This window comes from Desertivibrio insolitus, assembly GCF_017355965.1.
In the GTDB taxonomy this organism is placed as follows: domain Bacteria; phylum Actinomycetota; class Actinomycetes; order Actinomycetales; family Microbacteriaceae; genus JAFIQW01.
Genome location: NZ_JAFIQW010000004.1, coordinates 211,392 through 231,633, shown reverse-complemented (window position 1 = coordinate 231,633; position 20,242 = coordinate 211,392). Strand labels below are relative to the sequence as shown.

The 20,242-nt window shown below is 69.1% G+C and carries 21 protein-coding genes; 10 read left to right on the top strand and 11 right to left on the bottom strand.

Annotated elements, in window-relative coordinates; genetic code table 11:
• Positions 1 to 33: 33 nt before the first annotated feature.
• Positions 34 to 537 carry a DUF3145 domain-containing protein gene (locus JUB10_RS10635; RefSeq protein ID WP_207456573.1) on the bottom strand — a complete coding sequence of 168 codons (504 nt, stop codon included), beginning with the start codon at positions 535 to 537 and terminating at the stop codon, positions 34 to 36.
• A 134-nt stretch (positions 538 to 671) separates the two neighbouring features.
• On the opposite strand from JUB10_RS10635, the gene JUB10_RS15075 reads away from it, so the two are divergent.
• The gene (locus JUB10_RS15075) at positions 672 to 1,844 is read left to right on the top strand and encodes a glycosyltransferase (protein WP_207456571.1); all 1,173 of its coding nucleotides are present in this window, start codon (positions 672 to 674) and stop codon (positions 1,842 to 1,844) included.
• Here the strand turns inward: JUB10_RS15075 and JUB10_RS10625 are convergent.
• From JUB10_RS10625 to JUB10_RS10595, 7 genes are all read right to left on the bottom strand, one after another.
• The gene (locus tag JUB10_RS10625) at positions 1,823 to 3,508 is read right to left on the bottom strand and encodes a bifunctional 3'-5' exonuclease/DNA polymerase (protein ID WP_207456569.1); all 1,686 of its coding nucleotides are present in this window, start codon (positions 3,506 to 3,508) and stop codon (positions 1,823 to 1,825) included. The genes JUB10_RS15075 and JUB10_RS10625 overlap by 22 nt on opposite strands.
• A gap of 61 nt (positions 3,509 to 3,569) precedes the next feature.
• Positions 3,570 to 4,394: a DUF1684 domain-containing protein gene (locus JUB10_RS10620; RefSeq protein ID WP_207456567.1), complete on the bottom strand. Its 825-nt coding sequence runs from the start codon at positions 4,392 to 4,394 to the stop codon at positions 3,570 to 3,572.
• Positions 4,395 to 4,445: 51 nt separating this feature from the next.
• Positions 4,446 to 5,606, bottom strand: coding sequence for a YihY/virulence factor BrkB family protein (locus tag JUB10_RS10615; RefSeq protein WP_207456565.1), 1,161 nt, complete (start codon positions 5,604 to 5,606; stop codon positions 4,446 to 4,448).
• On the bottom strand, positions 5,599 to 5,868 hold the full coding sequence (locus tag JUB10_RS10610; protein ID WP_207456563.1) for a hypothetical protein: 270 nt from the start codon (positions 5,866 to 5,868) through the stop codon (positions 5,599 to 5,601). The genes JUB10_RS10615 and JUB10_RS10610 overlap by 8 nt, the downstream gene beginning before the upstream one ends.
• Before the next feature lie 181 nt (positions 5,869 to 6,049).
• A complete protein-coding gene (locus JUB10_RS10605) occupies positions 6,050 to 6,985 on the bottom strand; it encodes a DUF2510 domain-containing protein (protein WP_207456561.1) in 936 nt (311 codons plus the stop codon).
• A gap of 83 nt (positions 6,986 to 7,068) precedes the next feature.
• Entirely contained in the window at positions 7,069 to 7,464 is a 396-nt protein-coding gene (locus JUB10_RS10600) for a hypothetical protein (RefSeq protein WP_207456559.1), read from the bottom strand.
• A gap of 42 nt (positions 7,465 to 7,506) precedes the next feature.
• The gene (locus JUB10_RS10595) at positions 7,507 to 7,749 is read right to left on the bottom strand and encodes a hypothetical protein (protein ID WP_207456557.1); all 243 of its coding nucleotides are present in this window, start codon (positions 7,747 to 7,749) and stop codon (positions 7,507 to 7,509) included.
• Between the two features lie 31 nt (positions 7,750 to 7,780).
• Between JUB10_RS10595 and JUB10_RS10590 the strand changes: the two genes are divergently transcribed.
• The gene (locus JUB10_RS10590; protein WP_207456555.1) at positions 7,781 to 8,242 is read left to right on the top strand and encodes a MarR family winged helix-turn-helix transcriptional regulator; all 462 of its coding nucleotides are present in this window, start codon (positions 7,781 to 7,783) and stop codon (positions 8,240 to 8,242) included.
• A 21-nt stretch (positions 8,243 to 8,263) separates the two neighbouring features.
• Here JUB10_RS10590 and JUB10_RS10585 read toward each other — a convergent pair whose 3' ends face one another.
• Positions 8,264 to 8,458, bottom strand: a complete 195-nt coding sequence (locus JUB10_RS10585; RefSeq protein ID WP_207456553.1) for a hypothetical protein — start codon at positions 8,456 to 8,458, stop codon at positions 8,264 to 8,266.
• Positions 8,459 to 8,759: 301 nt separating this feature from the next.
• Between JUB10_RS10585 and JUB10_RS10580 the strand changes: the two genes are divergently transcribed.
• The 8 genes from JUB10_RS10580 to JUB10_RS10545 all read left to right on the top strand — a co-directional run bounded on the left by JUB10_RS10580 (position 8,760) and on the right by JUB10_RS10545 (position 17,297).
• Positions 8,760 to 9,758: an SIS domain-containing protein gene (locus JUB10_RS10580; protein ID WP_207456552.1), complete on the top strand. Its 999-nt coding sequence runs from the start codon at positions 8,760 to 8,762 to the stop codon at positions 9,756 to 9,758.
• 70 nt (positions 9,759 to 9,828) lie between these two features.
• On the top strand, positions 9,829 to 10,701 hold the full coding sequence (locus JUB10_RS10575; protein WP_207456550.1) for a PfkB family carbohydrate kinase: 873 nt from the start codon (positions 9,829 to 9,831) through the stop codon (positions 10,699 to 10,701).
• A 51-nt stretch (positions 10,702 to 10,752) separates the two neighbouring features.
• On the top strand, positions 10,753 to 11,865 hold the full coding sequence (locus JUB10_RS10570) for a LacI family DNA-binding transcriptional regulator (RefSeq protein WP_207456548.1): 1,113 nt from the start codon (positions 10,753 to 10,755) through the stop codon (positions 11,863 to 11,865).
• 152 nt (positions 11,866 to 12,017) lie between these two features.
• The gene (locus JUB10_RS10565; RefSeq protein WP_207456546.1) at positions 12,018 to 13,334 is read left to right on the top strand and encodes an ABC transporter substrate-binding protein; all 1,317 of its coding nucleotides are present in this window, start codon (positions 12,018 to 12,020) and stop codon (positions 13,332 to 13,334) included.
• A 6-nt stretch (positions 13,335 to 13,340) separates the two neighbouring features.
• Positions 13,341 to 14,315: a carbohydrate ABC transporter permease gene (locus tag JUB10_RS10560; protein ID WP_307859196.1), complete on the top strand. Its 975-nt coding sequence runs from the start codon at positions 13,341 to 13,343 to the stop codon at positions 14,313 to 14,315.
• Entirely contained in the window at positions 14,309 to 15,145 is an 837-nt protein-coding gene (locus JUB10_RS10555; protein WP_207456540.1) for a carbohydrate ABC transporter permease, read from the top strand. Before JUB10_RS10560 ends, JUB10_RS10555 begins: the two co-directional genes overlap by 7 nt.
• The gene (locus JUB10_RS10550; RefSeq protein ID WP_207456539.1) at positions 15,142 to 15,999 is read left to right on the top strand and encodes a sugar phosphate isomerase/epimerase family protein; all 858 of its coding nucleotides are present in this window, start codon (positions 15,142 to 15,144) and stop codon (positions 15,997 to 15,999) included. Before JUB10_RS10555 ends, JUB10_RS10550 begins: the two co-directional genes overlap by 4 nt.
• A 119-nt stretch (positions 16,000 to 16,118) precedes the next feature.
• Positions 16,119 to 17,297 carry an MFS transporter gene (locus tag JUB10_RS10545; RefSeq protein ID WP_207456537.1) on the top strand — a complete coding sequence of 393 codons (1,179 nt, stop codon included), beginning with the start codon at positions 16,119 to 16,121 and terminating at the stop codon, positions 17,295 to 17,297.
• A gap of 733 nt (positions 17,298 to 18,030) precedes the next feature.
• Here JUB10_RS10545 and JUB10_RS10540 read toward each other — a convergent pair.
• Positions 18,031 to 19,482, bottom strand: a complete 1,452-nt coding sequence (locus JUB10_RS10540; RefSeq protein ID WP_207456535.1) for a sensor histidine kinase — start codon at positions 19,480 to 19,482, stop codon at positions 18,031 to 18,033.
• Complete coding sequence (locus tag JUB10_RS10535) at positions 19,479 to 20,210, bottom strand: response regulator transcription factor (RefSeq protein WP_242682449.1); 732 nt, start codon at positions 20,208 to 20,210, stop codon at positions 19,479 to 19,481. Before JUB10_RS10535 ends, JUB10_RS10540 begins: the two co-directional genes overlap by 4 nt.
• Between the last annotated feature and the right edge of the window lie 32 nt (positions 20,211 to 20,242).

Sequence of the window (20,242 nt, the reverse complement as noted above, 5' to 3'; positions counted from 1 at the left end):
CCGCTTCGTTCGTCTTCGCGGCCGGCGCTGGGATCAACCGACCTTGTGCAGCCAGACCACCGGGTTGTCGTCGCTGGCGTGGCGGAATGGCTCGAGCTCGTCGTCCCACGCCTGCCCGAGAGCGAGGCGCAGTTCGCGGTGCAGCTCGAGGGTGTTCGACCCGGCGACCTCCATCGCGTAGCGCACGCGGTCCTCGGGGATCACGACGTTGCCGGCGGAGTCGGTCTGCGCGAAGAAGATTCCGAGGTCGGGCGTGTGCAGCCAGCGGCCGCCGTCGGCGCCGGGCGACGGGTCCTCGGTCACCTCGTAGCGCAGGTGCTCCCACCCACGCAGCGCGCTCGCGATCTCGGCGCCGGTGCCCTGCTCGCCCTCCCAGTAGAACTCGGTGCGCATGGCACCGGGAAGGATCGGCTGCGGCATCCAGCGGAAGTTCACGGCACGACCAAGAGCGCGACCTGCTGCCCACTCCAGGTGGGGGCAGAGCGCGCGGGGAGAGGAGTGCACGAACAGCACTCCTCGCGCATATGCAGCAGCCACGGTTCCTCCATCTCGTCAGGTGCGACTTCCCCATCGACCTGGGCGAAACACGAGTTCCCGTATTTGCGGTTGTACCCGCATCATTCCAGATGTCCCCCGCGGATTACAAGCCTGTGATTCAGTAGGCTCGCCGGGTGCGCATCGCCATCGTCTGCGACTACTTCCTCGACTACGTCGGCGGAGCGCAGACGTCGATCGACGCCCAGCGGGATGCGTTGCGCGAGGCGGGGCACGAGGTGCTGCTCCTCGCCCCCGAACGCCGCGACCCCACCCCGGGCAGCCCGCGCCCGGACATCCGGCTCACCGCGCTCGGCGCTCTCCCCGGGCTCGACCTCCCCGTCGTGCCCAACACCGCGAAGCTGCGGCGGCGGTTGCGCTTCGCCCTCGCGCAGGTGGACGTCGTGCACGTGCAGACCGAGTTCGGGCTCGCGCACGCGGCGACCGACGTCGCCCGCGAGCTCGGCATTCCGGTCGTGCACACCGTGCACACGTTCTACTGGGCGACGGATGCCCCGGCGCAGGGCCCGCTCGCGGCGGCATCCGCTCCCCTGCTGCGGGCGCTGACGGGGCATCCGCTGCCGACGGAATCCCTGTCGCCCAAGCCGATGGAGTCGGTGCTGCGGAACCTCACGCTCGGGATGGCGCGACGGGCGGACCTCGTGCTCTCGCCGTCTGCGCACCAGGCCTCCGACCTCCGCGCAGCGGGAGTCGAGGCGTCCGTCGAGGTGGTGCCGAACCCGTCGCCCTCCGTCGTGGCCGTGCCCGCTCCCCTGCCCGCGTGCCCACGCTTCCTCTGGGTCGCGCGGTGCGAGCCCGAGAAGCGCCCGCTGGAGGTGGCCCGCGCCGCCGTCGCCGCGCTCGAGCGCTCCCCCGGGGCATTCACCCTGTCCTTCGCCGGTGGCGGCTCGCTGCTCGGCGAGCTGCGGGAGCTGTGCGACGGACGCCCGGAGCTCGAGGTGCTCGGGCCTGTCGAGCGCGACCACGTCGCCACGCTGCTCGACGAGGCGAGCGCGTTCGTGCTCTCGAGCGTCGGCTTCGACAACCAGCCGATGACGGTGGCGGAGTCGATCGGGCGCGGGCGCGGAGTGCTTTACTGCGACGCGCGGCTCACCGAGGGACTCACGGCGGCGGGCTACCTCAGCGGGCCGTCGGTCGAGGAGCTGACGGAGTCGCTGCTGCACCTCGCGACGGATGCCGCCGAGCTCGAGCGCCTGGCGGCCGCGGCGCGGGCCAGCGCCGACGCCTTCTCGCCGCGGCGCTACGTCGAGCGCGTGACGGGGTTGTATCAGTCCTTCGCGTCGGCGTAGCTCCGCACCGTCGCGACGGACAGCCGGAACTCGATGGGAAACGAGCCGAAGAGCAGGCGACCCGCCTCGTCGGCGGCCGCCTGCACCGCCTGGGCAACCTCGGCGGCCAGATGCTCGGGCGTGTGCACGATGACCTCGTCGTGGAGGAAGAAGACGAGGTGCGGCCGGTCGGTGAGCTGCCCGTCGCCGGGCTGCCCTGCGCCGAGCTGCCAGAGCCGCCGCCGCAGGGAGCCGAGCCAGCACAGCGCCCATTCCGCGGCGGTGCCCTGCACGACGAAGTTGCGGGTGAACCTGCCCCAGGCTCGGGAGTCGCCCCGCGCGCGACGCTCGTCGAGCTCGGACGCCTCGTCGCCGTACGCGCTCGCCTGCACCCGTTGCCATTCGCTGCCGGGTTTCGGAGACGAGCGGCCGAGCCGAGTCGAGACGCGCTCCCCTCGCTCGCCGGCCCGCGCCGCCTCCTCGACGAGCCCGATCGCTCGCGGGTAGGCGCGGGCGAGCCTCGGCAGCATCCGGCCGCTCTCGCCGCTCGTGCCGCCGTACATCGCGCCGAGCATGCCGTACTTCGCCTGCTCGCGCCGTTCGACGGCGCCCGAGCGCACCATGCCCTCGTAGAGGTCGGTGCCCTGGCCCGCCTTGGCCATGGCGGTGTCGCCCGCCATGGCGGCGAGCACCCGGGGCTCGAGCTGGGCGGCGTCCGCGACGACGAACGTCCACCCCTCGTCGGCGAGCACGGCGCCGCGCACGTGCTGCGGCAGTTGCAGCGCTCCCCCGCCGTTCGAGGCCCAGCGGCCGGTGACGACGCCGCCGGGCACGAAGACCGGGCGGAAGCGGCCACCGCTCACCCAGGTGTCGAGCCAGTGCCATCCGTTCGCAGCGAGCAGGCGTGCGAGCTTCTTGTACCGCAGCAGCGGCTCGATCGCCGGATGCTCGACGCGCTCGAGTTCCCACGACCGGGTCGAGCGGGCCTCGATGCCCGCGCGGCGGAGTGCCGCGAGCAGAGCCGCGGGCGAGTCCGGGTTGACGGTGTCGTCGTCGAGCGCGCGCCGCACCTCGTCGAGCGTCGACTCGAGCCGCGCCGGGCGGAGCCCGGGTGCCGGCCGCGGGCCGAGCAGGTCGGAGAGGAGGCGGTCGTGCACGTCCGCGCGCCAGGGCAGGCCCGCGTGGGTCATCTCGGCCGCGAGGAGCGCGCCGACGGATTCCGCGGCGAGCAGCAGCGCGATCCGCCCGGGCTCGGGCGAGCCGTCGACCGCCGCCTGCTGGGCGGCGAACTCGGCGAGCACCTCGTCGCGGTCGGGCTCCGCATCGCCGCCGCCGAGGTCGAACAGGGCGCCGGGATCCGCCGCACCGACGCCCGGGGCGTCCCAGGTCGATCGCGGCGCGGTCGCGAGCGACGATTCCGTGGTGAACACCGAGTTGCGGAGGATCGCGTGGCAGAGCCGGAGGTCGACGCAGCGCTCGACTCGCACGCCCGCGGCGAGGAGCGGCGGGTACCACCGGGCGGTGTCGTCCCACACCCACCGCGGCCGGTCCGCCTCGAGGGCGGTCACCACGGCGGGAAGCGCACGCCGGGGGTGCTCCTCCGAGCGCACCAGGGCGCCGGACGCGTCGAGCACCGTCAGCGCGGCGGCATCCGGATCACCGGCGCGGCTGAGGACGGCGAACACGCAGCCATCCTCCCCCGAGCCGCCGTCACCGGCCGACCCACGCCGTCGGCGGCGACACCGATCAGTGCAGCAGAGAGCCGTCCTTCGCGAGCACGTTCTTCTCGCCCGCCTCGATCGGGATCGCGAAGCGGTTCTGCTTCGGCGGCAGCGGGCAGTTGAAGTGGTAGCTGAAGGCGCAGGGCGGCAGCACCGCGCGGTTGAAGTCCAGCGTCACCGTGCCGTCGTCGCGCGGCGTGACGAAGAGGAAGCGTCCGACCGAGTAGGTGCTGTCGCCGTTCGTGGCGTCCGCGAACACGAGCTGCAGCGCCTTGCCCGACTTGAACGCAACGAGGGCGTAGTCGGCGCCGTCGAGGGTGAAGCGGATCTCGCCGGGGATAACCCGCTCGCGGGTGCGGCCCTCGTCCTTCAGATGCGAGAAGCCGACGGTGAGTCCGCCCGGCACCTCCTCGAAGCGGGCCTCGATCACCCAGCGCGGGTCGTACGGGAAGACGTCGATGCCGCCGAAGCGCTGGATGTCCTCGCTCGCGGAGTCCCACACGCGGAGGCCGTAGCCGCCCTCCTCGTTCGCGATCACGAAGCCGGTGACGTTGTCGCTGAACCGGATGTCGCTGGGATTGACGGCGTCCCGGCCGGCCACGATGACCTGACCCTCCACGAGCGCCCCGTCGACGAGGATGCCGTCCGCGGTGTCCGCGGTCAGCAGCAGCCCGGACTGCCCGTTGGGCAGCGGCGCCCACACTCCCGGCACGCCCCACACGGTCTGCTCGTGGTCGATCCACTGGGTGTTGACGAGGGCGAGGTTGCCCTGCGAGCGCACGACCGCCTGCTCGCGCCGACGGTGGAACTGCTCGTGCTGAGTGACCGGATCGGTCGTGGATGCGGTCATCGGGTCATCCTTCCCATCGGGACGACGGATGCAACCGGGCAGCCGCCCCCGCTATTTCTGCTTCTTCGCCGCCTGCTTCCGAGCCTTGCGCTCCATGCGCTCCCGGCGGCGCTTCTCGGGCCACGAGTGCGGCCGCGAGTTCGCGTGGTCGTGCGCGAGCCGGATCTCCAGCCCCTTGAGCACGTCCTTCGCCTCGGCATCCGCCTTCTTCTCGATGACGGCCGTCGACCGCGGCGGAAGCTGCAGGGTCTCCTCCGCCGGGATGCCGGCCTGCAGCTGGCGGCCGCGCTCGAGTTCGGCGTCGAGCTCGGCCCCGAAGAGGAGGGCGTTGTTACTGATCCAGATCCACAGCAGGAAGATGATGACGCCGGCGAGCGAGCCGTACGTCGAGGCGTAGCTCGAGAAGTTCGCGACGTAGAAGAAAAAGCCGACGCTCGCGAGCGCCCAGATGAACAGGGCGAAGCCGGCGCCGACGCTGATCCAGCGGAACTTCGGCTGCTGGACGTTGGGCGAGAAGTAGTACAGGATCGCGATCACGACGACGCCGATCACGACGACCACTGGCCACTTCAGGATGTCCCACAGGAACACCACCTGGGGCCCGAGCCCGACGATGCTGCCGATGGTCTCGGCGACAGGACCGCTGAGCACCACGAGGATCGCCGCGACCACGAGCAGCACGACCGCGATCGTCGTCACGAGCAGCTGGGTCGGGCGCAGCACGAGCGGCGAGCGACCCTCCTGCACCTCGTAGATGCGGTTGCTGGCGCGGGAGAACGCGCCGACGAAGCCGGAGGCGGACCAGAGGGCGCCGAGGATACCCGTGACCAGGCCGAGGCCGGCGGCGGGCGCATTGGTCGTCTGCTCGATGATCCCGCGGAGGATCGTCATGAACTCGCTCTCGTTCGCGCCGCCGCCACCCATGAGCGTCTGCACGAATCCGAGCACCGACTCCGTGGTCTGCTGCGGGTCGCTGAACAGCCCGAGCACGGAGACGAAGGCCAGCAGCGCGGGGAAGATCGAGAGCACCGTGTAGTACGTCAGCGCGGCGGCCAGGTCGGTGCACTGGTCGTTGCTGAACTCACGGAACGTCTTGCCGAGCACGTAGGTCCACGAGCGCTTCTTGATGTCGGTGATGCTGTCGGGCTTGCGGGGGTCGTCCGGGTTCGGCGCGGCCGAACCTTTGGCTGCCGTCTCCTGGGTGTCACTCATCGTCGTTGCCGTCTCTGTCGAATACGAGGGCGCCGACGACGAACAGGCCCATGAGCCCGATGCCGGCGGCGGTCGCGAGGAAGGCGGTGGGGTTGGTGCCGTAGTCGCGCTTCCAGGTCGCGAGCGCCCGGTAGTAGTGGGCGCGGAAGTCGAGCCTGCCCTTCAGCTCCTCGACGGAGCGCTCCACGCCCTCGCGGGTCTGCGCGATGTGCAGCCGCAGTTCGGCGGGACTCAGTAGCGAGGGGTCGAAGTCGTCGGCCATTGCGCTCCTTTCGGGAACCCGCGGGTGCACGGGCTGCTTTTCACGGTACGACCCCGCCCCTGGCATCCCGAACTCGAGGAGCCGACATACAAGGTTCTCTCAGTAAGACCGGGCGCGCCCCGGAAACGAGAAAGCACCGCCGGGCGAAGGCCCGACGGTGCTCTCGACTGCGTCGATCGGCTCAGCTCAGGATGATGAGGACCGCCAGCAGGAACATCACGAGCAGGAGCGGCGCGAACACCGTGATCCCCAGCACGATCAGCGAGAAGTAGCGCCAGCTCCTGGGCTCGGCGTTCCACGACGCCCACACCCCGACGGCGGCGACGATGATCCCGATGAAGGTCAGCACCGCGAACGTCGCGATGAGTTCGCGGGTCTCGCTGAAGGCGCCGATGATGGCGAGCAGCGAGGCGAGCAGCACGATGCCGAGCCCGACGAGCGGGAGCACCCGCGCGACGGTCGAGCGAGAGTGCGGCGTGCCGAACTGCAGGCCGGGGAAGCTCGGGACGTGCAGGGACGGCTCGCCGCGGGGCTCACGCGGAGGGCGCGGGGGCTTGGGCTCGCGCTGCGGGCGCGGCTGCTTCTGCTCGCGCGGCGGCTGCGGCGCCTCCTGGCGCGGCTCGCTCGGCTGCTGCGGCGGCGTCACCGGAACGCTGCCGCTCGTCTGCGCGTCATCCGTCGCCGTCGTCGTGGTGGCGGGAGCGGGGTCCTGGCTCGAGCTCGACTCGGCGACAGGCGGAGCTGTCGGCGTCTCGGTCGTCGAGTTCAGCGACGAGAAGATGCGGAGGTCGCCGGTGTCGTTGGGCCCGAGCGGGCCGGTGCTCCCCGTCGGCGCGGACTCGTCGGCCGTACCCGGCTCGGCGAGCGGCGACTCATCCCTCGCCGGGGTGCGGTCTTCACGCGACACGACGACGGTGTCGTCGAGATCACGTTCGAGCGTCGGCAGCACAGCCGTGCGCTGCTGGTCGGGCGCGTCGTCGTCCGCTCCCGGCTCGGTCGTGGGCAGGCTGCCGGTCGGCGCGTAGTAGTCGGTCCACTGCGTCCCGTCCCACCACCGCATGGCACCGTCAGGTGTTGCGTAGTAGCCGGCGGGCGGCAGCTGCTGCTGGTCGGTCATCGCGGTCTCCCCTCGCGTGGACTTCTGTTCGTGATCCTACTGACGGAGAACTGAGCGCCCGCGGGAAGCCTGCCGAGTCGCGCTCACCACGCCCAGCCGGCGCCGAACGGGATCAGCAGCAGGGCGAAGGCGCCCAGCCCGAGACCGACCGCCGACGGGACGAGGCCGATTCCGCCGAGCCGCCGGCCCGCCCGGACCCCCGCGATGCCGAACGCGACGGCCAGCAGATCGAACGGCCCGCCGAGGAAGAGCCCGATGAAGAACGGGATGGGTGTGAACAGCAGGCCGAGGATGCCGAAGATGAGAGCGGAGATCGCGAACCCGTTCGGCGGCGGAGTGCGCTGCATGTCCATGGCGACGGACTGCGGCTGCCAGCCCCAGAAGCGGCTGCCGCGTCCGCGGTCGGCGCCGCTCTGGTCATCCGCCTGCCAGCCGCTGCGGCGCTCGCCGTCGGGGTGCTGTTCGTGCCGGTCCGCCACGCCTCGCACCCTAGCGCGAGCGGATGTCAGCGGGACGACGCACTACTCGGGGCAGTGCAAGCGGGTGGCCTGGTTCCCCGTGCCCCGCTCGATGCGGTGATCGGCGAGGAGTTTGCCGCAGAGCGGGCACGTGGGATCGGCCGGCGGCACGTACGGGGCCTCCTTCTTGCCGACGCCGACACCCACCTGAGCCGGCCCGGAGAAGATGTAGAAGAACCTGTTCCACCGGTCCCAGAACCCGCGCTTGCCGAACGGGTTGGTCGGGTCGCCCTGCTGTTGCCGCACGAATAGTTAGCGTACTAGCTAAACTGGCGGCATGCAGGATCCGCTCGCCCTCGACCGTCAGGTCTGCTTCGCCCTCGCGGCCGCGAGCCGCTCGGTGATCGGGCTGTACCGGCCGGTGCTCGAGCCGCTCGGGCTCACCCACCCGCAGTACCTCGTGATGCTCGCGCTGTGGGAGCGGAGCCCGCGCCGGGTGCGCGACCTCTCCGAGGACCTGCTGCTCGAGCCCGCGACGCTGAGCCCGCTACTCAAGCGCCTCGAGAAGGCGGGCCTGCTCGAGCGGCTGCGCTCGAGCGAGGACGAGCGCGCGCTCGCCGTGACGCTCACCGACGAGGGCCGCGCCCTGCGAAGTCGCGCCGAGGCGGTTCCCGGTCAGATCGTCGAGCGGCTGGGCGTCTCGGTCGAGGAGCTCGAGACGATGCGCGACGGGCTGATCACATTGCTGCGCGCGAGCGAGCGGGCCAGAGGCGCGGCTCCCATCGACGCCGTCGGCTGACGCACCCGGGCCGGCGACGCCTCAGCAGGATCCCCCACCGCCGTCACCGCCGCCGGCGTCCCCGAACCCGAATCCCGCCGCACCGGCCGACTGGTCGCCGTGGATGTCACGCGCCGGATTCTGCGCGGCAGCCTCCTCCGACCGATGCACGAGGTAGGCGAGCCCGAGGGCGGCGACCACGACCAGCGTGACGGCGAGGGCGGGGAGGACCTCCATGTCGAGATCGTAGGGGCGCCGGCGGCGCTGCGATACGCCCACTCCGTCGACGACCTGCCGCCGTCGCAATGAGCCGCGCACGGAGGCGGGTAGCACGACGGCGCGCGCACGGCCGACGAGCGGCCCCGCGCCTGGGCGAGCTCTCGCAGCCGATCATCACCGGCTACGGCGACGCGAGTCACGCCGTATCGGGGAATCGTTGACTTCGGCGTGCACCGCGGCCAGTATTGAGCAGCAGTGATACCGGTATCACGATGTCTCATCGCCGAGACAGCCACCACCAGCAAGAGGGGAAGACGAGTTGCTCGGCTTCAACAAAGAGGAAACCCAGGCCCAGCTGAAGAGCGCTATCGCCCTTCGCTCCGACATCGAGGAGACCGTCGCCTTCATCGACGAGCGCGGTTACGACAACATCTACTTCATCGGCGCCGGAGGCACGTACGCCGCGGTTCTGCCCTACGAGCTCTACTTCCAGGCGCGTTCCACGCTTCCCGTCCGTGCGGCGATCGGCAAGGAGCTCATGCTCACCCAGGATCCCGCGTTCGGGGAGCGATCGATCGCCGTCTTCACCTCGGTCTCCGGCACGACGGAGGACGTCGTCGAGGCGATCGAGTTCGCAAAGGAGAAGGGCGCCTACACCATCGCCTTCACCGGCATCGCCGACTCGCCCATCGCCACGGCGGTGGACCGCGCGCTCATCTCGGCTCCGAAGACGTGGTTCGACATCCAGCTGCTCCTGTTCACGACGGGGGTGCTCTCGCGCCGCGGTGAGTTCGAGGACTACGAGGCATTCGCGGACGAACTCTCGGCCCTGCCCGAGGCGCTCGTCGCTGCCGCCGAGCAGGCCGAGCCGATGGCCGAGGCGTTCGCGAAGAAGCACGCCGAGACCGACTACTACTTCGTCGTCGGGGCGGGGAACCTGTGGGGGTACGCCTACCTCTACTCCATGTGCGTGCTGGAGGAGATGCAGTGGCTTCGAACCTCCCGCGTGCACGGTGCCGAGTTCTTCCACGGCTCCCTCGAGCTCATCGAGAAAGACACCGCACTGCTGCTCTTCAAGGGCGAGGACCAGAGCCGCCCCCTGATGGACCGTGTGGAGAACTTCGCGGTCAAGTACAGCGATGACGTCACCGTCATCGACACCAGGGACTACGCGCTCGAAGGCATCAGCGAGCGCTTCCGCCCGTTCATCGGCCCGATGCTCGTCGACGTCGTCACCCACCGCATCAGCAAGCACCTCGAAGCCGTTCGCGGGCACTCACTCGATCTGCGCCGCTACTACCGCGTCGTCGAGTACTGATCCATCGACACCACCAGTGGCTGCGGGGCTCGAACGAGCCCCGCAGCCACTCGACTTCAGGAGTGCAACCGTGAGAGTTGCGGGATTCGGCGACAACATCGTCGACCGATTCATCGACCGCCAGGTGATGTATCCGGGCGGGAACTGTGTCAACTACGCCGTCTACGCGCGGCAACTCGGAGTCGACTCGTCGTACGTCGGGGTGTTCGGGAATGACGCGCACGGACGCCTGGTGCACCGGGTACTCGACAGCCTCGGCATCGACCTTCGCCTCTGCGTGATCCGCGACGGAGAGAACGGCGCGACGAACATCGAAGTCGTCGACGGCGAGCGATACTTCCGGGGCTGGAACGAGGGCGGGGTCACGACGACCGACCCATTCCGACTCACGGACGACCACATTCGCTACCTCAGCGGCTTCGATCTCGTCCACTCGAGCGTCTTCTCGGCTTCGGTGCCCGAACTCCCAGCACTGCGCCGGACCGGCGCCTTGATCTCCTACGACTTCTCCGACGACCCGGAACACCGCACCCCCGCATACCTCGCCGAGGTCGTCCCTCACCTCGACCTCGCTCTGCTGTCGTTCGCCGAGGAGGACGAGACCGAGATCGAGGAGGAGCTGCGCCGTGTCCGCTCGTACGGCTCGGCACTCGTGCTCGGCACCCGCGGCCCGAACGGCGCGATGCTCTTCGACGGGACGGAGATCCATAGCGTCCGCGCTGAGCCGATCGATCCGGAGCGATTCAAGGACACCATGGGGTGCGGCGACGCCTTCCTGGCCGCATTCACGCTCGCTCTGCTCCGCTCCGGCTGGACGCGCACGACAGGGCCGAGCAGCACGGCTATCGCGACTGCCCTCGAGTGCGCTTCGCGTTACGCGGCTCTGCAGTGCTACGTCGAGGGCGCGTTCGCGCACGGGTGCAGCTTCGCCGACGCAGAATAGAGACGACATGCCCGACGAGAGGACGGACCGGATGCAGAAGCAGCGTGGCCGATGAGCTCCGAACGGCCGCGGCCACCCGCCTCGCCCACGATCTCGGAGGTGGCCGCCGCAGCAGGGGTCGGGCGCGCAACGGTCGCCCGCAGCCTCGGTAACTACGGCTCCGTCAGCGAGGCGACACGGTCCCATGTGCTCGCCGTCGCGGCACGGCTCGGCTATCGCGTCAACAGCCTCGCCCGCAGTATGACGACCGGCGTCACCAAGACCCTCGGCGTGGTGCTCGCCGACGTGGCCAATCCCTTCTTCGCCGGCGTGCTCCGAGGGCTTTCCGATGCTGCGAAGCAGGAGGGCTACGACATCCTGGTGCTCAGCACCAACGAGGAACTCTCCGAGGAGAAGGCCGCGGTCGGGCTGCTCCTCGACAAACAGGTCGACGGCCTCATCGTCGCCTCCGCCGCGACGAGAAACGACGACCTCGCCCACCTGCAGGCGGTGAGGGAGCGCGGAGTTCCGATCGTGCTCATCGATCGCCTCCTCGCCGGATTCGACGCCGACTCCGTGGTCATCAACAACCGCGAGGCCGCCCGCGAGGCCGTAGCGACTCTCATCGAGGCAGGGCACACCCGTATCGGTTTCGTCTGGGGGCCGGTGACGGTACAGCCTGCGGAAGATCTCGAGGCCATGCGGTCGGTTCTCGACGGCGCCCTCTGGAGCGACGGCGAAAGGCTGCGGGGGTATCTCGACGCGTTGGCCGACGCAGACCTCGAGTTCGACACGTCGCTCGTCACGCACGTGATCAAGACCGAGACGCAGGCGACCAGGGCCGTCTCCGGCATGCTCGCGCTCGCCGAACCTCCGACGGCGTTCTTCACGACCGAGACGGATGCCACCGTCGGCACCCTCCGCGCCCTGCGGAACCGCCGGCTGCGCTGCCCCGACGACGTCTCTCTGCTCGGGTTCGACGACACACCCTGGGCGGACGTGATGGAGCCCCCGCTTTCCATGGTGGCCCAGCCAATGCGCGACGTCGGCGCACGCGCCGCCGAACTCCTCATCGCGCGCATCCACGGCGGCGACGACGAGCCCCTCGTTCACGAAGTCCTGCCGGCTCAGATGGTCGAGCGCGGGTCGGTGCGGAAGCGGAAGCCCACCCTCCTCCCCCGCTGAGGAAAATCAGCTCCGGGGATGGGCAGGGCGCCTATCCGGGTGCTACCTTCTGATACCGGTATCAAAGTTGATACCGTCCATCGAGATCAGATCCAACGGCGGGTCTTTCACATTGCAGTGAACGTCCGGCCGTCTCATCGAAAGAGAGAACGATGCCGACACTCAGGCAGACCGGACTGGCGGCCATGGCCGCAGCGGCCATCGCCCTCACGGGGTGCGCACCCCAGGCACCAGCTGCCACCGCCGACCTGACTGCGGAACCGCAGTACTCCGGCACGCTGAGCATCCTCACGAAGTTCGGGGGTGAGCCGCTCGAGAGCTACTTCAACGACCTCGCCGTCGAGTACCAGAAGCTGCACCCTGACGTCGAGTTCGAGCTCATCCAGGAGACCGACCAGAGCATCAAGGACAAGACGAAGACGCTGACGGCGTCGCAGGCACTCCCCGACATCTACTTCACCTGGGCGGGCAACTGGGCGGAGAACTTCGTCAAGGCCGGCCTCGCCGCCGACCTCACCGAGGTGATCGAACCCGGCACGGAGTGGGGCGACACCTTCGGAGAAGCATCACTCGACGCGTTCAAGTACGGCGACAAGTACTACGCGGTCCCGCTCTACAACAACGGCAAGTTCATGGGATACAACGAGCGCATCTTCGACGAGGCGGGCGTTCAGCCGCCCACGACCTTCGACGAGCTCATCGACGCGTGCGGCGCCATCCGTCAGGCGGGGTACGAGCCGATCGCGTTCGGCAACAAGGACGGCTGGCCCGCCCTCCACTACCTCCAGCAGCTCTTCGCCTACAACGTCCCCGCCGAGACGCTGCAGGACGACTTCTACCCCGAGACGGCGACCTGGGATCACGAGGGCTACCTCACCTCTCTGGAGCAGTTCGCCACGCTCGTCGAGGAGTGCACCGACACCGGCGCCGACTCGAACGGAGTGCTCTACACCACTGCCCAGCAGGCGCTCGCAGAGGGCCGCGCAGCCATGTACTACCAGGAGATCCTCGAATTCGATTCATCGGCGGGCGAGGGCACCACGGTGGCCGGCGACGGCTTCGGTATCTTCCCGCTGCCCGCTCCTGCGGGCGGCGAAGGCGACGCCGGAGCGATCGAGGGATCCCCGGAGGGCTACATCATCAACGCGGGCTCTGAGCGCGCGGCCCTCGCGGTCGACTTCATGAAGTTCGCGACCTCGGTCGAGAACGCCGCGACCCTGTCCGCGCCGCCCTACGGTCAGCCCAGCGCCGTCATCGGCAGCGTCAGCGACCAGAACTCGAGCCCGGCCGTGGTCGAGGGCATCGAGCTCGTCAACGACGCCTCCTCCACTGTGATCTGGCTCGACTCCGTGACCGTGCCCGACGTCGCCGACGCCTGGCTCGCCGGCGGCGAGGCCTTGATCAGCGGCGACAGCACGCCGGAGGAGATCCTCGCGAGCGTCCAGGCCGCATCCGAGGGCGCGAAGTAGACGACCGTGACCGTCAACGAACTGACACGGGGGCCCGCTCTCACGGCCCCCGTGTCGGGGGCTGCGATCGAACCCCCGAAGAAGCGCAGGACGGGGAGCTCTCCCCTCGCCGCGGCGCGCGGTCTGATCTGGGTCCTTCCCGCCGTCGCGCTCCTGGCCGTATTCGTCTACCTGCCGCTTGCGCAGAACTTCGGCTTCAGCGTCATCGAGTGGGACATCTACACGGGCACGCAGACCTTCATCGGTCTCGAGAACTACCAGAAGATAATCGAGGACCCCGTCTTCTGGTCGGCCCTCGTCAACAACGTCTGGTACTCGATCATCTCGGTCGTCTTCCAGGTGTGCGGCGCCCTCGTTCTCGCCGCTCTCATCGAGAGCCTCCGCAGCGACAGGTGGAGGAAGGCGTTCCGGGTCATCTACTTCATCCCGTCCGCCATCTCGTTGACGGTCGCCGGGCTGCTGTTCTACTTCATCTACGAGCCGCGACTCGGGCTCCTCAACGCGGCGCTCGACGGCCTCGGTGTCGGTGAACTCGGTCAGGCTTGGCTCGGCCAGGAGAACACCGCGATTTTCGCGATCATCGCGATGAGCCAATGGCAGGGATTCGGTTACTGCACCCTGCTGTTCGCCGTCGCGCTGCAGCGCATCCCGTCCGAACTGTACGAAGCCGCAGCCATCGACGGCGTCGGTCCCGTCCGGCGCTTCTTCTCGGTCTCGATCCCACTCGTGCGCGAGATGACGGGCCTCATGATGATCGTCACGGTGTCCGGCGCCTTCCAGGTGTTCAACGAGGTCATGGTCATGACCACCGGCGGACCGAACAACTCGAGTCAGGTACTCGGCACATGGCTGTACCGCAGTGGCTTCGTCCGCAACGACTTCGGCTACGCAGCCGCGATCGCCACAGCGATATTCGTGGTGACGCTGGCGCTCGCGCTCGCCCAGCTCTGGATCTCTCGCAAGCGAAGGGTGGAATGGTGAAGCGCACGACCGTTCTCGGGGTGATCGGCTCGACCTTCGTGTGGGCGTTCCTGCTCGCACTCACCGTCGTCGTCCTCTACCCGTTGCTCTGGATGACTCTCAACGGCTTCAAGACGAACGCAGAACTGTTCGGCAACCCGTTCGCTCTGCCGGTCGAACTGCGGTGGGAGAACTACGCCAACGCGTGGAACCGTGGGGTCGGCGACTACCTCACGATGAGCGCTCTCGTCACGATCACGTCGACCATCGCGACCGTGTTCATCGGCGCGTGGGCGGCATACGGTCTGACGCGGATCAAGATCCCGCTGAGTCGCACGATCCTCATCATCATCCTCGCGGGCCTCATGCTCGCTCCGACGGTCGCGCTCATCCCGCTGGTCCGGATGTTCCAGGCGATGGGGCTCTACAACACCTTCTGGGCTCTGCTCATCCTCTACACGGCGTTCCGGATCCCCTTCACGGTCTTCCTGATCCGCGCGTACATGATGGATCTGCCGGCGCAGATCGACGAGGCGGCCTCGGTCGACGGCGCGTCACGGGCGCGGGCTTTCTGGCAGATCATCCTGCCGATGTGCAAGCCGATCATCGTGTCCACCGTGATCCTGAACGTGCTCTTCACGTGGAACGAGTACCTGTTCGCCATGGTGTTCACGAGCGGCGGGGATTTCCAGACTCTGCCCGTCGGTCTCACCAACCTCATGGCGAAGCACGGCACGGAATACCCGGTGGTGTTCGCGGGGATGGTCATGGCGGCCGCCCCCATGGTGCTGCTGTTCCTGGTCGGTCAGCGCTACTTCATCCGAGGGCTCGCAGACGGGATCGGCAAATGACGGGGACCACCTCCGCTCGCACCCTCACCCGAAGCCAGGTCACCGGCTCGAACTTCTCCTACCAGCATCAGTCGTTCGAGCGGTTCCTGCAGGACATGGTCGACCTCGGACTGCACGACCTGGAACTGTGGGGGGTCGCGCCGCACCTGCACATCCCCACCGTCACGAACACGAGACTCGAGCGCATCGCACGCGAGCTGGAGGCACGGGAGCTCTCGGTGTACTGCGTGACGCCCGAGCAGGTCGCCTACCCGGTGAACATCGCCTCGCCCGACGAGGGGCTGCGGGAGTCGAGCGTCGCCATGTTCCTGCGGGCGGCCGAGATCTGCAGCACGTTGGGCGCGCCACTGCTGTTCCTCACGTCCGGTCGGGGCGCGGAGGACGAACCACGCGAGCTGGCCTGGCGCCGCTCCGTCGACGGCCTGCGTCGCATCGTGGACAGGGCCGCCGACCTCGGGGTCGCCTGCGTGCTCGAGCCGCTGCAGCGGGTCGAGTCGAACCTCGTCCTGACCTCCGAGGACGCCGCGGCGATGCTCGCGGAAGTCGATGCGGCGTCGCTGGGAGTGGCGCTCGACACCGTGGCGATGACCGTGTCCGGTGAGACCGTCGCCGACTACTTCCGCAACCTCCCCGGGCACGTGAATCACGTGCATCTCGTCGACGGCTCCCCCGCCGGGCATCTCGCCTGGGGCGACGGCGAGATCGACCTGCCCCAGGTCGTCCGCGACCTCGGTGCACACGGTTACGCAGGGCGCATCACCTTCGAGATTTTCGGCGACGGGTCCTATGCCTTCGACCCGCGCCCCCATCTCCAGCAGTCACTGAACGCGTTCGAACGGGCTATCGCTCAGTAGCGTCCCGCCCGACGAACGTGCCGTCCGGGTGCGACTCGTCACCCGGGTCGCGCGGGTCGCGCCGGTCCTGCGTCCCCTCCGGCTGCCTGCCATCCGGCTCCCGATCCGAGAGGTCTTCCATGCGCGCCTACATCTCACTGCTCCGCTCCCGCGCCCTCGTGCGGATCATGGCGTCGCAGCTCACGGCACGATTCCCGTTCGGGATGATCTCCCTCGCGGTCGTCATGCACGTTCACGCACGCACGGGCTCGTACCTGCAGGCGGGCCTCATCCTGTCGTGCCTCAGCGTGAGCCAGGCCTTCTCAGGTCCCGTGCTGGGTCGTCTGCTCGGTCGGTTGGGCGCGCGCCGCACCATCGCGCTGTCGACGCTGCTCTGCGCCGCCGCGCTCGCGGGAATCGGGCTCACCGATCTTCCACTCTGGGGCGACCTCGCCCTGGGGGCGATCACGGGCGCTGCCGTTCCTCCCATCACGTCGGCGCTTCGCGCGCTCTATCCGCGCATCGCTCCTGGTGATCGCCTGCCCGCACTGTTCTCGCTCGACGCGTCGATCCAGGAGCTCATCTGGATCGTGGGCCCCGTCGCCGTGACGGTGATCGCGGGCACCTTCTCGACCACTGCGGCGATCATGACGGCTGTCGTCGTGCTCGTCGTCGGTGGCGCCTGGTTCGTCGCCTCGCCGGAGCTCCGGCACACACGCTTCCCCCGCACCACCGGCAGGTTCGGGCGGGTGTTGCTGCACCGGCCGGTCCTCGTCGCCACGGCGGCGTCGTTCTTCCTGATCGCCTCGTTCACGGGGCTGGAGGTCGCGGTCGTCGCTCGATTCGGGGATGCGCACATCGACGCCGGGCTCGTGCTGGCGACCTTCGGCCTGGGCTCGATGGTGGGCGGGATCGCGTTCGGCCACCGTTCCTCGAGCCGCTGGGCACTGTCCCTCCTCATCCTCGCCGTGGCGGTCTTCACCGCGGTGGCGGGGTTGACCGCGAGCTCCCCGCTACTGGGTATCGCGATGTTCCTGGCGGGCACTGGTCACGCGCCCGCACTCTCGCTGATGTACCGCCTCGTGTCGGAGGCGACCCCGTTCTCCGAGTCGGCGGAGGCGTTCGGTTGGTTGCAGACCGGCTCGCTCGTCGGGGCCGCTCTCGGCACCGGTGTCGCCGGCGCCGCTATCGACAGCGCCGGCGTGGAAGGCGGGTTCGCCATCTCGGCGGCGCTCGCGGCCGCCGGAGTGCTCGTCGCGCTGAACCGCGCGAGCGCCGCGGCACGCACGCCGCAGGAGGAAGGGCTGCGCACCCACTGACCAGAGGTAGTGCAAATGCCGAACGCAGCACGGGCTAGGAGAACGACTCCGCGCCGACCACCCATCCGAGAGCCACTGGCGAATCCGTTCGAGCAACTGTGAGGCTACGTAGTACCGATCCGCTGACGTCATCGCCGACTCTCATCAACGAAGTGGAGCACACATGGCAGGAGTTCTTGCATCCTCGGACCAGGCGATCGTTCGCTCGATCAACGCCGAGACCATCGACTCTGATGACCTCGTCAGCGACGCTGCTTGGCGTCGAATCTGCCAGGCACGGGGCCGGAACTTCCGAGCCGTGAACGAAGAGAAGTGGCAGGACCTCTGCGCACGCCGAGGCTACCTGCAGAGCCGCCGGAACCCGCGAGGCTTCTGAACGATCCGCTTCCTCGGCGATGACGCCGAAAAAGCGGATCCGGTCGAGCGCGATTCCGATGCTTGGAAGCGACGAAGGATAGGTCTCCCCTGCCGCACTGAGACGCGCGCGGGCGGCGGTTGAACTTGATGTGCGAACGAGGGTGCGATTTGCTTCGTCGAGGACGGCCCGAGGTGCCCCGCGCACGACGCAGCCTCGACGCCCACGAGCAGTGAAACCCAGCGGTCCGCCCGTTCCTCACTCAGGTGACACGAGCGCGTGCTTACAGTCGCCGTCGCCCGACTGGACGATCCGACTTCGCCGTGTGTCGAAGTACGAGCGGACCCGTGGGGATAGCTCGACGGATCATCGAGCTCGTCAAGCGGCGGTCCGCCCTCGTGCGCGCCGCAGCGGAACCCGCACCGTGAACACCGTGCGGCCGGGCTCGCTCTGCACCGCAACCGTGCCGTCGTGCGCCTCGACGATCGCCTGGGTGATCGAGAGGCCGAGGCCGGTGCTGCCATGGTCGTGGGAGCGCGCGCTGTCGCCGCGGGTGAAGCGCTGGAACAGTTGCGCCTGCAGCTCGGGGGCGATGCCTGGTCCGTCGTCGAGCACGCGGATGACGGCCGCATCCGCCTCGGTGCTCAACTCAGTTGTCACGTTCGTGCCTGGCGGAGTGTGTACTCGGGCGTTCCCGAGCAGGTTGACGACGACTTGGCGCAGCCTGTTCTCGTCTCCGGTGACCTCGACCTCCGCGTCGGCGAGGTCCATAGTCCAGTGATGCGAGGGATCTGTGGCGTGAGCATCGCTCACGCCGTCGACGACGACCCGCGCCAGGTCCACGGGCTCCCGCCGCAGCGGCTGCCCGGCGTCGAGGCGAGCGAGCAGCAGCAGGTCCTCGACGAGCGACGTCATTCGGATGGACTCCGCGGCGATGCGCTCGAGCGAGCGCTCCTGCGTCGGCGACATCGGTGTGGGGTCGCTCTGCGAGAGCTCGGCGTAGCCCCGGATGGAGGCGAGCGGCGTGCGCAGTTCGTGCGAGGCATCCGCGATGAATCGCCGCAGCTGCTCCTCGCTGTGCTGGCGCGAGCACAGGGCCGACTCGACGTGGCCGAGCAGCTGGTTGAGCGCGGCGCCGACCTGGCCGACCTCGGTGTCGGGGTCGGTGTCGGCGGCGGGGACGCGCTCCGGCATCGTGACCGCCCCGGCCGCGAGCGGGCGCTGCGCCACCCGCGTCGCCGTCGAGGCGACGCGCTCGAGCGGGCGCAGCGCGTTCTTGACGAAGAAGGTGGTCGCGAGCACGGCGAGCAGGAGCGCGGCGGCCATGACCGCCGTGATGATGAGGGCGAGGTTGCCGGTCGTGATCGTCACCTCGTCGAGCGAGTTGCCGGCGATGACGGTCTCGGTCCCCACGGTCTCGGACGCGAGCCGGAACGAGCCGAGATTCCCGCCGAGATCGACCGTCACCGGGGTGCGCTCCTCGAAGTCGAGGGACTGCAGGATGTCGAGCTGCTCGTCGGTCAGCGCGATCTCGGCCCCTGTGTCCGACGTGTAGGCGGAGCTCACGACGTCGCCGCTCTCGAGCACGACCTGCAGAGTGCCGATGCGCTGGCGCGGGCCGAAGCCGCCGTCGTCGGGCATCTGGTCGCCGGGGCCGGGCCGCGACGACATGTCGACTGCGGTCAGCACCTGCTCGTCGAGGCGGGAGGTGAGGTTCTCCCTCAGCGCGAGCACGGTCGTGACGCCGACGATCGCGAAGACGATCGCGACGAGCAGGCTGGTCCCTACGACCAGTCGACGTCGCAGGGACCAGCGGCGGCGCTCGCTCACGCCGTGGGCTTGATCGTGTAGCCGACGCCCCGCACCGTATGGATCATCGGATCGCCGAGGGTGTCGATCTTCTTGCGCAGGTACGAGATGTAGATCTCGACGATGCTCGATTTGCCGCCGAAGTCGTAGCTCCACACCCGGTCGAGGATCTGCGCCTTGCTGAGCACCCGGCGCGGGTTGCGCATGAGGTAACGCAGCAGCTCGAACTCCTTGGCGGTGAGCTGGATCGGGGTGCCGCGGCGCTCGACCTCGTAGGTCTCCTCGTTGAGCACGAGGTCGCCGACGACGAGCTGCGGATCCTCCTCGGACACGGCGGCGACGTGACGCCGGGCGAGACCGCGGAGGCGGGCCACGACCTCCTCGAGGCTGAACGGCTTGGTGACGTAGTCGTCTCCGCCCGCGGAGATGCCGGCGATACGGTCGTCGACGCCGTCCTTCGCGGTGAGGAACAGCACGGGCACGTCGTTGCGGGCGGCGCGGAGGCGGCGGAGCACCTCCATGCCGTCGAGGTTCGGCATCATGATGTCGAGCACGATGAGGTCGGGCTCGAACTCGCGCACCGTGTTGAGGGCCTCCTGCCCGTTCGACGCGGTGCGCGCGTCCCACCCCTCGTTGCGGAGCGCCATGCGCAGCAAATCGCTGAGGCTGGCCTCGTCGTCGACGATGAGCGCGCGGATGGGGCTGCCGTCGGGCCGAATGAGCGCCGAGCGGGAGCTTGGAATCGTCATGGTCATAGCCAAGTGCTTCTCTCTTGTCCGTC

Coding starts and splice junctions, on each gene's coding strand:
- JUB10_RS10620 (WP_207456567.1), bottom strand. CDS start 4,394: ATGACCGCATCCACGACCGATCCGGTCACTCAGCACGAGCAGTTCCAC.
- JUB10_RS10615 (WP_207456565.1), bottom strand. CDS start 5,606: ATGAGTGACACCCAGGAGACGGCAGCCAAAGGTTCGGCCGCGCCGAAC.
- JUB10_RS10610 (WP_207456563.1), bottom strand. CDS start 5,868: ATGGCCGACGACTTCGACCCCTCGCTACTGAGTCCCGCCGAACTGCGG.
- JUB10_RS10605 (WP_207456561.1), bottom strand. CDS start 6,985: ATGACCGACCAGCAGCAGCTGCCGCCCGCCGGCTACTACGCAACACCT.
- JUB10_RS10590 (WP_207456555.1), top strand. CDS start 7,781: ATGCAGGATCCGCTCGCCCTCGACCGTCAGGTCTGCTTCGCCCTCGCG.
- JUB10_RS10585 (WP_207456553.1), bottom strand. CDS start 8,458: ATGGAGGTCCTCCCCGCCCTCGCCGTCACGCTGGTCGTGGTCGCCGCC.
- JUB10_RS10570 (WP_207456548.1), top strand. CDS start 10,753: ATGAGCTCCGAACGGCCGCGGCCACCCGCCTCGCCCACGATCTCGGAG.
- JUB10_RS10565 (WP_207456546.1), top strand. CDS start 12,018: ATGCCGACACTCAGGCAGACCGGACTGGCGGCCATGGCCGCAGCGGCC.
- JUB10_RS10555 (WP_207456540.1), top strand. CDS start 14,309: ATGGTGAAGCGCACGACCGTTCTCGGGGTGATCGGCTCGACCTTCGTG.
- JUB10_RS10550 (WP_207456539.1), top strand. CDS start 15,142: ATGACGGGGACCACCTCCGCTCGCACCCTCACCCGAAGCCAGGTCACC.
- JUB10_RS10545 (WP_207456537.1), top strand. CDS start 16,119: ATGCGCGCCTACATCTCACTGCTCCGCTCCCGCGCCCTCGTGCGGATC.
- JUB10_RS10535 (WP_242682449.1), bottom strand. CDS start 20,210: ATGACGATTCCAAGCTCCCGCTCGGCGCTCATTCGGCCCGACGGCAGC.